This window comes from Longilinea arvoryzae (assembly GCF_001050235.1).
In the GTDB taxonomy this organism is placed as follows: Bacteria; Chloroflexota; Anaerolineae; order Anaerolineales; family Anaerolineaceae; genus Longilinea; species Longilinea arvoryzae.
This window is the reverse complement of record NZ_DF967972.1, coordinates 2,678,244-2,691,025: the sequence shown is the minus strand read 5'-3', so window position 1 is coordinate 2,691,025 and position 12,782 is coordinate 2,678,244. Positions and strand designations below refer to the sequence as shown.

Below are 12,782 nucleotides of genomic sequence, written 5' to 3'. Positions count from 1 at the left end.
GCCGCTTTGTCGTTAATCCCTTTGAGTTCGGATTACTCTTCTTCTTCCGCCGCTTCTTCCTTCTGGCGTTTCCAGCGCGGCGGTTCGTCCTGGGGTGGGTATAAAGCAATCCCGATCACTTCGTCCATGTGTTCCACCGGGATGATCTTCAGGTCGGTCAAAACCTTCTTGGGGATATCGACCAGGTCTTTCATGTTGCGCGCAGGAAGTAAAATCGTCTTCAATCCCGCTCGATGGGCCGAAAGCACTTTTTCGCGCACCCCTCCCACGGGAAGAATCTTTCCCCGCAGTGTGATTTCACCCGTCATACCCACTTCTTTGTAGACTTTACGGTTGGTGAAAGCCGAGATCAACGCGCTGGCGATGGTAATGCCCGCGCTCGGGCCATCCTTCGGAATGGCGCCTTCGGGAATGTGAATGTGCACGTCAAGTTGTTCGTAGATTTCCGGATCGAGCTGGAATTCACTCGAGCGCGATTTCAGATATGAAAGCGCGGCATGGGCCGATTCCTGCATCACATCCCCGATCTGACCGGTAATCTGCAGGTTGCCCTTCCCTTCCAGGATGAGCACTTCCACCGGCATGATCTCGCCGCCATTTTCGGTCCAGGCCATGGCCGTGGCGAGGCCAACCTCATCCTGGCGTTCGGCCTCGGTCATGAAGAAATCCGGAGGCCCGAGGAATTTTTCGACCGTGGCCGGGGTCAATCGCGAGGGATAGTGTTTCTTCTCGGATTTCAAACGCGCCACCTTGCGGTACATGCGGCCGATTTCACGTTCCAGGTTGCGAACGCCGGCCTCGTAGGTATATTCCCGGATGATCTTGCGCAGCGCGCCGTCCTCGAAAATGACCTTTTCATCCGAAAGGCCGCTTTCTTCGATCTGACGTGGGATCAGGAAACGCCGCGAAATTTCGAGTTTCTCTTCTTCGATGTAGCCTGGGAACTCGAGCACTTCCATTCGATCGAGTAGCGCTGGCGGGATCGAACCCAGGCTGTTGGCAGTGGTGATGAACATGACCTTCGAGAGGTCATAGGGCATTTCGATGTAATGATCCGAGAAGGCAAAATTCTGCTCCGGATCGAGCACTTCCAGCAAGGCTGCTGCCGGGTCGCCGCGGAAATCCGCGCCGAGCTTATCGATCTCATCCAGCATGAACAACGGGTTGATCGTTCCGGCGCGTTTCATGGTCTGTAGAATCCGACCGGGCAGTGCGCCGATGTAAGTGCGGCGGTGACCACGAATTTCAGCCTCATCGCGAACGCCGCCCAACGACAGGCGCACAAATTTGCGGCCCAGGGCTTCGGCAATCGAACGCCCCAGGGATGTCTTTCCGGTTCCAGGCGGACCGACAAAACACAGGATGGGTTGGCGGGCGCGCTTTGGTTTCAGGCTGCGCACGGCGATATATTCCAGGACGCGATCCTTGGCTTTGCTCAACCCATAATGGTATTGTTCCAACACCTTGGCGGCATGACGCACATCCAGGTTATCCTCGGTCTCGGTCACCCAGGGTAAATCCAGAATCCAATCCAGGTACGTCCGGATCATCCCGACTTCAGGCGCCATGGCCGGCATCTGTAAGAGTCGTTCCACTTCCTTCAAAGCCTGCGCGCTGACTTCTTCCGGGAGTTTGGCCTCCTGAATTTTGGTGCGCAGTTCGTTGAGTTCGCGTGTCCAAATATCGGCTTCACCCAATTCGGTCTGGATGGCTTTCAATTGCTCGCGCAGGTAAAACTCGCGCTGGGTGTGGTCCACTTCGCTTTGCACGCGGGTTTGAATTTCATCTTCGAGCTGCAGAACGTCCAGTTCCTGGGCCAGCAGCCAGTTGGTCCGTTTCAGGCGTTCGATCGGGTCCAACATCATCAACAGGTCCTGGCGTTCCTTGAACGGCAGCGAAAGAGCCGTATCCACCATATCCGCCAGCCAACCCGGTTCCTGGATGTTCAATGAATACAGGTGGGCTTCATCCGGTAAACTTCGATCCAATTGAACACAACGCTCGAAAAGATCGCGCGCCGTGCGCATCAAGGCCTCCGTCTGCCGGGTGACCTCGGTCGGCTCTTCGAGCACCCTGGCGCGGACACGGTAGAAAGGATCCGTCTGGGTGAATTCAAGAACTTCCACCCGCCGCCGGCCCTGGATTAAAGCCGAATTGTTCCCGTCCGGCATATTCAACAGACGGCCGACGGCAATTTCCACGCCGATGGTCAGTAAATCTTCCGGTAGGGGTTCTTCCACATCCGGATCCCGCTGAACGAGCGCGATCATCGTCTCGAAGTTGTATTGAGCCTCCTGAATCGCCAGCAGATTGGCGCCGGGGACCACGAAAATCGGCGAGACCATATGTGGAAAAACAACGATATCTCTTAAAACGATTACCGGCAGTTCGACCACACCGTTTTCATCCGGTGTTGCGTCCGGAACCTGATACAGTTCTTCAGTACGTTGGTGAAGCGCAGAGGTATATTCTTCACCATCCTGCTGTCTGGACCAGTTATCTGCTTTCATCGAATTCCAATCTTTGTTTTGTTTTGAATCTTTCATATCTTTCTCCGATGAAAGTCCGAATTGTCCAAAAAACAATCCTACTTTGATGTGATGGATTGCCAGGTCAGTCTGGCGGCTGCGACGACAAACAAACTGCCGGTTACCAGCACCAGTCCATCCGAGCCTGCTTTTTCAAGCGCAATTCGAACAGCTTCTTCCAAAGGAAGGATGGCGTAAGCAGCTTTGCCATAAGGTTTCGCCATCTCTACCAGTTTACCAGCATCCAGCGCCCTTGGGTGTACAGATTGTGTGGCAATCAGGGTATCCATGACCGGCATCAGCTCAGTAAACATGCCGCTGATATCCTTATCTTCCGAAGCCCCGAAAACCATCACCATCCGCCGCCCGGGAAAATAAGTCTTCAACGTTTCCACAAGCCGCCGGGCCGAATCCTGATTGTGAGCGGAATCCAGAACCACCGGGGGTTCTTTCTGCAGGATTTCAAAACGTCCCATCCATTTTACAGACGCGAAACCGCGCTGAATGGCATCATCCGGGATATTCAAACCCTCTTTGCGCGCCACAAGCAGCGCGGCATAAGCGGTCGCTGCATTTTCCACCTGGTGCTGCCCAAGGAGTGGAATGTTCAGCTCCAGCGGATGATCGGGTCGATCGCTCGCTGTAACCCGAAGCGATTGTCCATCCAGAGAATGATTCCCGGCAGTAAAAGTCACATCTTTGCCTACTTCCACCAGCGGCGCATTTCGCTGAATTGACAGGTCGAAAAAGACCTGCCGGGCTTCTTCGCTTTGCAGCGCGATGACGACCGGCCGTCCGGGTTTGATGATCCCACCTTTTTCGCCCGCGATGGCGGCCAGCGTATTCCCCAACACCGCCATATGATCGTAGGAAATGGACGTGATCACCGAAACCAGGGGAGTGACTATGTTGGTCGCGTCCAACCGGCCACCCAGACCGACTTCGACGACGGCGATGTCCACCTTTTGCTGCGCAAAGTAGATGAAGCCCATGGCAGTGGTCAGTTCGAAGGTGGTCAACTGAGGAATTTCAGCCACGTACGGTTTCATTTGCGCGGCTATGTCAACCACAGCGTCCTTTGAAATTTCCTGGCGGTTGACCTGAATCCGCTCGGTAAACTCGATCAGATGCGGCGAGGAATAAAACCCGACGCGGTAACCGGCAGCCTGCAGCGCATTAGCAATCATGGCAGCCGTCGAACCTTTGCCCTTCGTACCGGCTACATGGATGACCGGATACTTCTGGTAGGGATTACCCAACCGCTGCATCAAAGCGCGCATACGGTCGAGATTGAATTTTTCGGGTAAATTACGTAGATTCCGCGTCAGGCTATAATCGACAAAGCTATAGAGATAATCCAGGGCTTGCTGATAAGCCGCATCTGTTTCGGTCATGGTTTTTCCTGTTATTTTGATAGAGAAAGATTGTACTAAACGGCCTAGCTTTCTGCAAGAGGGCAGTCTACTCCACGCGGAAGCGCGGTTGACGGGACCGCCGGTTTCATGTACATTTACGCTAGCGAAGATTCCCATGGCCATCGGTTTACTCACCCTGCTGATCGAGCTTCCCGGCTGCGCTTCCTTGAAGCAGAAACGCAGCCAGGTGAAACCGTTGCTGGCTCGCCTGCACCGCGAATTCAACATCTCGGCCGCGGAAATCGACCATCTCGACCGTTGGCAGTCGGCAGTCCTTGGCTGTGTGGTAATCTCGAATGATTCTCAGCATAATCAGAGAGTCTTGCAACAGGTGGTTTCGTATGTCGAAACCAATTTTCCGAACTTGCTGATTCAACAACATCGAATTGAAAGCATCTAAGGAGAATGAACAATGGAACTGAATTTGCGGGGAAGAATAGCACTGGTTACTGGCGCAAGCCAGGGATTGGGCTTCGCCGTAGCGCGCGGCCTTTCCCGGGAAGGCGTGCGGGTTGCTTTGAATAGCCGTAATCCCGAGAAACTTCAAAGGGCCGCCCAGGCCATCGAATCCGAAACCGGTAACGAGGTCAAACCCTTTGCCTTCGATGTGTCTGAACCCGGCGCTGCGGATGTTCTCATCGAAAAGGTGGCCCAAACCTTCGGCGGCCTGGACTTGTTGGTGGCCAACGCTGGTGGACCGCCGGCCGGTTCATTCGAAAACTTCAGCGACGAGGATTGGCAGAATGCCGTCAATTTGTGCTTTCTCAGCCAGGTGCGCCTGATCCGCGCGGCCCTGCCGTATTTACGCAACTCGAGTGTCGCCAGCGTTCTCACGGTCACGTCAATGTCTGTCAAACAGCCCGTCCAGAACCTGGTCCTCTCCAACAGCGTGCGTCTGGCAACCATCGGTCTCACCAAATCACTCGCGTTGGAACTGGGCAACCAGGGCATCCGTTTCAATTCCATCCTGCCCGGTTGGACGGAAACCGATCGCGTCATCAACCTGATGAAACACCGCGCCCAATCCAGCGGATTATCCATAGAGGAAGAAACGCGCAAACAGAGTAAAGAAAGTCCTCTCGGCCGCATGGCAACGCCGGAAGAGTTCGCCAACTGTGCGGTATTCCTGCTCTCGCCGGCGGCCTCTTATCTGACGGGTGTCATGCTGAGCGTGGATGGCGGCATGTACAAAGGCACATTCTAAGAAATCCACCTGTTGGGCCAAGAAATTAAAGGTAAAATCAATCCGATTTTGATAACGGTAAGGAGCAACGATTGCTGACACCAGAAGAGATCAATCTCCGGTTGGAGCGGGTTCTTCCGCTCGTTCAAAAGCCGGGGCGTTACGTTGGCGGCGAATACAACCAGGTAAGAAAAGATTGGAACGCGATCGAAACCCGCGTTGCGCTGGCATTCCCGGATATCTATGACATCGGGCTGCCCAACCTCGGGCTGGCCATTTTCTACCAGCAGTTGAATGCCCGCCCGGATGTACTCGCGGAGCGCGTTTATTGCCCCTGGGTGGATATGGAAGCGTTTATGCGCCGGGACCAGATTCCGTTGTTCTCGATCGAGAATCAACGTCCGGTGGCTGAATTCGATATTTTGGCCGTTACACTGCCGTACGAGACCCTCTATACCAACACCCTGAACCTGCTCGACCTGGCAGGGATCCCGCTGAAGAGTCAGGACCGCACCCGTCGGCATCCGTTGGTCATCGCCGGTGGGCACGCCTGCTATAACCCGGAACCGATGGCGGATTTCATCGATGCCTTTGTCATCGGCGAAGGTGAAGAGGTCTTCGAGGATGTGGTGAACGCGTACCAGGCCTGGAAACGCGCTAATCGGGAGCGTTCTGAATTACTACTCTCCCTGGCCGGGATTCCGGGCGTCTACGTTCCTTCTCTCTACCGCCCGCATTATCAGGCTGACGGCACCATCGAGGGCATAGAGCGTTTACATCCGGCCGCTCCCGAAAAAATTACCAAACGCATCCTGGCCAAGCTGCCGCCGGCGCCGGCGCGGTTTCTGGTTCCCAACATTGAGGTCGTGCACAATCGGATATCGGTCGAGATCATGCGCGGCTGCACGCGCGGCTGCCGTTTCTGCCATGCCGGCATGATCAACCGCCCGGTTCGCGAACGCTCGATCGAAGAAATTGTCGAGACGCTGCAGAAAGCGCTCGATTCAACCGGTTTTGAAGAAATCGCCCTGCTCTCGCTCTCCTCATCCGATTATTCGCACATCACCGAACTGATCGATGCGGTGACGACCCGCTTCGCCGGGCGAAATCTGGTCATCTCCTTGCCCTCGCTGCGCATCGAATCCTTCTCGGTGGATTTGATGGAAAAGTTGAAAGGCTCGCGCCAGGGTGGTTTTACAATCGCCCCCGAGGCGGCCACCGAACGCATGCGCAACATCATCAACAAGCCCATTTCCACCCAGCAGCTTCTGGATACCGTCCGGGCGATCTACAGCCGCGGCTGGCCGACGATCAAACTGTATTTCATGATCGGCCATCCGGACGAAACGCTCGAGGATGTGCAGGCCATTGCCGATCTGTGCAAAGCCGTTCTGGCTGAAGGGCGCAAGACGATTGGCGGACGCGCCCAGGTGCACGCCGGGGTGAGCACCTTCATTCCCAAACCGCACACGCCTTTCCAATGGGTGCCGGCCGACTCGGTCGAACAAATTGCCGCCAAACAGGCCCTGCTGAAGCACGAACTGCGCGGCCCCAATATCAAACTCAACTGGAGCGATCCGCGCGATACCATGCTCGAAGCCTTCTTATCCCGCGGCGACCGGCGCTTGGGCGAGGTCATCCTGGGCGCCTGGCAACGCGGCACCAAATTCGACGCCTGGCAGGATCAGGTCAATCACGCTGCCTGGCAGGAGGCCTTCGCCGTGGTTGGCCTGTCGCCGGAATTTTACGTCCACCGCGCGCGCTTCGTCGACGAAATTTTTCCCTGGGATCACATCAACCCGGCCGTCAAGAAAAGTTACCTGTTGGAGGAATATCGCAATTCACAACAGGGCGTCCTGCGCGGCGACTGCCGCCAGCAGTGTTATGCCTGTGGAATTCTGCCTACCTTCAACGATTTGCGCCGTTCCAACCCGGGCGAATACTGGAAATGCCCCGATGTTTCCCGCGCCAGGGCATCGCTGCCGGCGGATGAGAGGTCAGTATGATTCGAATTCGAATTTCGCATACGAAGACCGGCGCGCTGCGTTACACGGGCAATCTGGATATGCAGAAGGTCTGGGAACGGACTTTCCGTCGCGCCGGATTACCCCTGGCCTACAGCCAGGGCTTTCACCCGCAGCCGCGCATCAACCAGGCCTGCCCGCTGCCGTTGGGTTTCCTTTCCAATGTCGAGCTCCTGGATGTCTGGCTGAACGATGAGATGCCGCTGGAAGAAATTCGCGCCGCCGTCCAGGCGGCTGCTCCGGCCGGCGTGTCGATCAACGACCTCGAGCCGATCGATTTGCACGCTCCCAGGCTGCAAACCCTGGTCGACACCGCCGACTACGTGATCACCCTGCATCAGGTTGCTGACAAGGCCGGGTTGGATCAGAAAATTGCCGACCTGCTGGCGGCTCCCACACTGCTCCGCGAGCGTCGTGGAAAAACGTATGATTTACGCCCCATGATCATGGCTATGCGCAGCGAAGAAGGCCCTGCTCCATTCCTCCAGATCCATCTGCGCCTGACCGTGCGCGAAGGCGCCACCGGTCGGCCCGAAGAAGTCCTGCTGGCTCTGGGTCTGGATCCCTTTGCAGCCAGCATCGAACGCACCCAATTGAACCTTAAGGACCCGCTCGCAGCGGCCGCCTGAGGAGAACCGGATGCCGAGTACGCTATTTTTCGAATGCAGCAATCCGGATTGCGGATTTCGCTTTCCAGCTCCGCCGGGTATGGCGGCTTGCCCGCGCTGCGGATCGCTGCTTCGCCTGGTCCCGGACACCTCGGATCTCGCAACCGTCAACCCGCGCGACGAAATCACAGCCAGCCATCCCCTGGAAGCGCTGCTGGACAATATCCGCAGCACCTATAATGTTGGCGCCATGTTCCGCACCAGCGATGGGGCCGGCCTGACCCATCTCCACCTGTGCGGCACATCCCCCACACCCGAAAATCCTCGCGTGGGGAAGACCGCCCTGGGAGCCGAATTTTCCGTTCCCTGGACCTGGCACGCCAATGGCCTTTTGGCCGCTCAACAGATCAAGGCCCAGGGAAAGAAGTTATGGGCGCTCGAAATCGGCCCCAACTCGACTTCCATCTTTCAGGCGGCTGTGACCCTTCCAGACGGCCCTCTATGCCTGGTGGTCGGGAACGAGGTTTCCGGCATCGACCCGGGAATTCTCGCATTGTGCGACGCCCGGGTCTGGATACCGATGCAGGGTTACAAACGCTCGCTCAATGTTGCCATTGCGTTTGGGATCGCGGTTTACACGCTGCGTTATACTCCCCAGGTGCACACAATGTGGTAAGATTTTCGGTGTTGTTATTTCCGGCTTTGGAGTTATCAATGCCAATCTATGAATATATCTGCAAGGATTGCGGCAACAAATTCGACGCGCTGCGCGCGATGAAAGATTCTGACGCGCCGATGACCTGTAAAAAATGCCACGGCTCGAACACGCAACGGGTGATCTCCGTGTTCTATGCGTCCAGCGAAGGTCGCTCGGTCACACATGAAGACGGCGGCTGCGGAAGTTGCGGCGGCGGTTCATGCGGAAGTTGCGGTCACTACCATTAGAGCCTATGACTAAATCTCTCGACCATCAACTGGCTTTTATCACCGGCGGATCCAGTGGAATCGGGCTTTCACTGGCCAAACAATTCACCCAGCGCGGCGCGAATGTCTGGATCGCTGCCCGGCATATGGAACAGCTTCTGGATGCTCAGAAAGAAATCGAAGCCGTCCGCAAGGATCCCGCCCAACAGATCGGGATCCTTCAATTGGACGTTGCCGATCAAGATCAGATATCGGCCGTGGCAAAAGAATTGCTTTCCAGGGCCGGCGTGCCGGATTATGTGGTGAACTCGGCGGGCGTCGTTCATCCCGGCGAGTTTCTGAATCTGGACATGGCGCGCTTCAAGTGGATGATGGACATCAATTATTTCGGTACGGTCTACATCATCCGGGCCCTTCTGCCGGCAATGATCCAGCGCGGCAGCGGACATATCGTAAACATATCCTCAAGCGCGGGTTTTGTTGGCGTTTACGGCTACACGGCCTACTGCGCCTCGAAATTTGCCGTGCGCGGTTTTACCGATGCGCTGCGCAGCGAAATCAAAAACTGCGGCATCAGCGTCTCGCTCGTGTTCCCACCCGATACCGATACCCCCCAGTTTGCTTACGAAGAACCCATCAAACCGCCCATCACCAAGGAAGTCACGAAAACCGCTGGTTTGATGAGCCCCGAACAGGTCGCCAGGAAAGTCCTGCAGGGCGTCGATGCGGGCCGGTATATCATCCTACCCGGATTGATCAACCGCCTGACATTCTTTTTAGTGAACCTGCTGGGCCTTCGATGGTATCCCTTCATGGATTGGATGGTCAACGACGCTCGTCGCAAGGTCGGTGCGGCCAACGACAAAGCCTGTGAGTGCGACCAGGACGATCCAGATCAGGTTTGATACCAGCAGGTGCACCAACTGCAGCCATACCGGCGCCAATAAAACCACATTCAGGCCGCCCAGACCGAGCTGCAGGATAAACAAACCGATCGCCAGCCAGGCCGCCCTTTGGGCGGCCGGTTCCGTATTTTCATGGATAAACGGCGTTGTGGCAAAATACAACATCGTCCCAACCAGAACTGCAATGAACGGATGAAAGACGCGCAGGCGCAACAGAAAATGAGCGGTTCCGGAAAAATCTGCTCGAAACCCTTCCGCGATCGATGTCGCCGGGAAAAGCGTATCGCCCAGCGCGGTGATGGCTCCGCTGGATCCCAGGATCAGGACGCCCAACAGGCTGGCGAGCAACAACCCGGCCGGTCTGCCCTGGAATTTCAAGCCTGAAGGGACTCTGCCGGAGGCCCATAATGCCGTCAGCGAGAGATTGGCCAGCAGAAGGAAGGTGTTGACCAGATGGACCATGATCATGACCGCCCGGCCAACCGAATCGTCCCCGGCCGTCCAACCGAACAACACCAGGCCGGCGCCGAGCGCGGCTTCCAGGAGCACAAAACCGAAGGCGGCCGCACTCGACTTACGCACCAGCGATCCCCGGCCGTATACCCGCCAGGCCCAGATAAACAGGAAAAGAACCAGGATTAGCGTCAAGCCGGAACTCAACCGGTGGACGAATTCTATGATCGTCTCCAGTTGAGCCGCGCGAGGGATCACCTGGCCGTTGCAGGACGGCCAATGCGAGCCGCAGCCGGCGCCCGAACCGGTGGCGCGGACGAAGGCGCCCCACAGGATCACTGCCAGGTTATAGGCCAAAACGGACCAGGAATAGACGGCAAACCGAGCGGATTTTGGCGGCATGCTATTCTCCTATCAGTTACCCAAATTCTACATGATCCGTTCGCGGCCGTCAATTTCGGCGGTTGTGTCATAATTGTAAAGGTTACAATACGCGCTGGGAGTACATATAAAATTCCCTAGCCATTAAAATCCTATATGTTATACTACTCGGGTTGCTAACCATTGTTAATTCGAAAAGAGGAGTGATCAAAGAATGAAAGACTTTCTTGCGGTGTCCGATTATTCGCCCGTTGAACTTCAGGAGATGCTTGACCTGGCGGTCGCTCTCAAGAAAGAATTGAAATCTGGCGGCAATAAACCCCTTTTAAAGGGCAAAGTCCTGGGCATGATTTTCCAAAAACCCAGTTTGCGCACCCGCGTCAGTTTCGACATGGGCATGCGCCAGTTAGGCGGCGACGCGCTCTATTTATCCCCGGCTGAGATCGGCCTGGGCCAGCGCGAATCGATCGCCGATGTCGCCCGCGTCCTCTCGGGTTATGTGGATGGCCTGATGGCCCGCGTGTTTGCCCACGACCACGTCCTTCAGCTTGCACAGTGGTCCAGCGTTCCGGTCATTAACGGGCTGAGCGACTACAATCACCCCTGCCAGGCCATGGCGGATGCGCTTACGATCATCGAAGACTTCGGCTCAATGAAGGGTCTCAACGTCACCTATATCGGGGATGGCAACAATGTGGCCGTCTCGTTGATGCATATTTGCGCCAAACTGGGGGCAAACTTCACCATCGCCAACCCGGAAGATTACGACATCACCCCCAAGGCAATCGAAGATGCCCGCAAGTTTGCTGCCGTCAGCGGCTCCAAACTCACCTTCCTTCGCGATCCGCACGCCGCCGTCAAGGGCGCCCATGTCATCTACACCGATACCTGGACCAGCATGGGTCAGGAAGCCGAAGCCAAGAAACGCGAGCTTGTCTTCCCACCCTATCAGGTGAATGCCGCCCTGGTCGCCGAAGCGGATCCAAAAGCCATCGTCCTGCACTGTCTGCCCGCGCACCGTGGACAGGAAATCACCGACGAAGTCGCCGATGGCCCGCACTCCCGCCTCTTCCCGCAGGCGCACAACCGCATGCACGCTCAAAAAGCTGTTCTCGTCAAACTACTCGCATAGGAATCGAGGATTTATGAATACCCGCGACTACATCGAAATCGAAGATAAGTACGGCGCCCACAATTATCATCCGCTGGATGTTGTTATAGAGCGCGGTGAAGGTGTCTGGGTTTACGATGTCGATGGGAAGAAATATCTGGATTGCCTGAGCGCCTATTCAGCCATCAACCAGGGCCATGTTCACCCGGCCATTCTGGCAGCCATGCTGGAACAAGCTAAGAAGGTTACGCTGACCTCGCGCGCCTTCCGCAATGATCAATTACCCCTGTTTTACAAAGAACTGTCCGAAATGACCGGCTTCGAGATGTCGCTGCCCATGAACAGCGGCGCCGAGGCTGTCGAAACCGCTTTGAAACTGGCCCGCAAATGGGCTTATGAGGTCAAGGGAATTCCCCGTCATCAGGCCGAGATCATCGTGGGCTCCGGCAATTTCCACGGCCGCACGGTAAGCATTATTTCTTTCTCCACAGAACCGGCTTACCGCGATGACTTTGGCCCCTTCACCCCGGGCTTCAAGGTCGTTCCCTACGGCGATGCAGATGCCGTCGAAAAAGCCATCACCCCCAACACCGCCGCTGTCATGCTGGAACCCATTCAGGGCGAAGCCGGCGTTGTGGTTCCGCCGGATGGCTATTTGCGCAGGGTCGCCGAAGCCTGCAAGAAGAACAACGTGCTGTTCATCGCCGATGAAATCCAGACCGGTCTCGGTCGCACCGGCAAACTGTTTGCCTGTGATTATGAGGGAATTCACCCAGACATCATGGTCATCGGCAAGGCGCTCTCGGGCGGCTTCTACCCCGTCTCGGCGGTCCTGGCTTCGAGCGACCTGCTCGGCCTGTTCAACCCCGGCGAGCATGGCTCCACCTTCGGCGGCAGCCCACTGGCAGCGGCGGTTGCTCGCGCGGCCCTGAAAGTGATTCGCGATGAGAAGCTGACGGAAAACGCCGCCAAAATGGGCGAATACTTCATGGAACAGCTTGAAGAGATCCCCAGCCCCCACGTTCAGAAGATCCGTGGGAAAGGCCTGCTGATTGGCGTTGTCCTCAAACCCGAAGCCGGCGGCGCGCGCCGTTTCTGCGAAGCACTGCAGCAGAAGGGCATTCTTGCCAAGGAAACTCACGAACGCGTGATCCGTTTTGCGCCGCCCCTGATCATCGATAAGGATACCATTGACTGGGCATTGCCCACCATCCGCGAAGTCTTGATGATGCCCTAACCGGCCTTTCGAA

Annotated in this window: 11 protein-coding genes and 1 pseudogene; 9 read left to right on the top strand and 3 right to left on the bottom strand. The window is 56.4% G+C overall.

Features of this window, described 5'->3' with window-relative positions:
- Positions 1-32 precede the first annotated feature (32 nt).
- Entirely contained in the window at positions 33-2,546 is a 2,514-nt protein-coding gene (gene lon, locus LARV_RS11880) for an endopeptidase La (RefSeq protein WP_236709963.1), read from the bottom strand.
- Positions 2,547-2,587: 41 nt separating this feature from the next.
- A complete protein-coding gene (locus LARV_RS11875; protein WP_075073835.1) occupies positions 2,588-3,922 on the bottom strand; it encodes a bifunctional folylpolyglutamate synthase/dihydrofolate synthase in 1,335 nt (444 codons plus the stop codon).
- A gap of 136 nt (positions 3,923-4,058) precedes the next feature.
- On the opposite strand from LARV_RS11875, the gene LARV_RS11870 reads away from it, so the two are divergent.
- The 7 genes and pseudogenes from LARV_RS11870 to LARV_RS20705 form a co-directional block, all read left to right on the top strand.
- Positions 4,059-4,343 (top strand): DUF503 domain-containing protein, encoded by a 285-nt coding sequence (locus LARV_RS11870; RefSeq protein ID WP_075073834.1) that lies wholly within the window; start codon positions 4,059-4,061, stop codon positions 4,341-4,343.
- Positions 4,344-4,355: 12 nt separating this feature from the next.
- Positions 4,356-5,147: an SDR family oxidoreductase gene (locus LARV_RS11865; protein ID WP_075073833.1), complete on the top strand. Its 792-nt coding sequence runs from the start codon at positions 4,356-4,358 to the stop codon at positions 5,145-5,147.
- A gap of 71 nt (positions 5,148-5,218) precedes the next feature.
- Positions 5,219-7,132 (top strand): TIGR03960 family B12-binding radical SAM protein, encoded by a 1,914-nt coding sequence (locus LARV_RS11860; protein WP_075073832.1) that lies wholly within the window; start codon positions 5,219-5,221, stop codon positions 7,130-7,132.
- A complete protein-coding gene (locus tag LARV_RS11855; RefSeq protein WP_075073831.1) occupies positions 7,129-7,779 on the top strand; it encodes a TIGR03936 family radical SAM-associated protein in 651 nt (216 codons plus the stop codon). The genes LARV_RS11860 and LARV_RS11855 overlap by 4 nt, the downstream gene beginning before the upstream one ends.
- A 10-nt stretch (positions 7,780-7,789) precedes the next feature.
- Positions 7,790-8,434 carry an RNA methyltransferase gene (locus tag LARV_RS11850; RefSeq protein ID WP_083522523.1) on the top strand — a complete coding sequence of 215 codons (645 nt, stop codon included), beginning with the start codon at positions 7,790-7,792 and terminating at the stop codon, positions 8,432-8,434.
- A gap of 38 nt (positions 8,435-8,472) precedes the next feature.
- Complete coding sequence (locus tag LARV_RS11845; RefSeq protein ID WP_075073830.1) at positions 8,473-8,703, top strand: FmdB family zinc ribbon protein; 231 nt, start codon at positions 8,473-8,475, stop codon at positions 8,701-8,703.
- A pseudogene (locus tag LARV_RS20705) lies at positions 8,676-9,344 on the top strand (SDR family oxidoreductase); the annotation flags it as partial. The gene LARV_RS11845 and the pseudogene LARV_RS20705, both read left to right, overlap by 28 nt.
- A gap of 114 nt (positions 9,345-9,458) precedes the next feature.
- Here the strand turns inward: LARV_RS20705 and LARV_RS11835 are convergent.
- Positions 9,459-10,442: a COX15/CtaA family protein gene (locus LARV_RS11835; RefSeq protein WP_075073828.1), complete on the bottom strand. Its 984-nt coding sequence runs from the start codon at positions 10,440-10,442 to the stop codon at positions 9,459-9,461.
- A gap of 193 nt (positions 10,443-10,635) precedes the next feature.
- Here LARV_RS11835 and argF point away from each other — a divergent pair, with 193 nt between their 5' ends.
- Both argF and rocD read left to right on the top strand, forming a co-directional pair.
- On the top strand, positions 10,636-11,553 hold the full coding sequence (gene argF, locus LARV_RS11830) for an ornithine carbamoyltransferase (protein ID WP_075073827.1): 918 nt from the start codon (positions 10,636-10,638) through the stop codon (positions 11,551-11,553).
- Positions 11,554-11,566: 13 nt separating this feature from the next.
- Complete coding sequence (rocD, locus tag LARV_RS11825) at positions 11,567-12,769, top strand: ornithine--oxo-acid transaminase (protein ID WP_075073826.1); 1,203 nt, start codon at positions 11,567-11,569, stop codon at positions 12,767-12,769.
- The last annotated feature ends 13 nt before the right edge of the window (positions 12,770-12,782 follow it).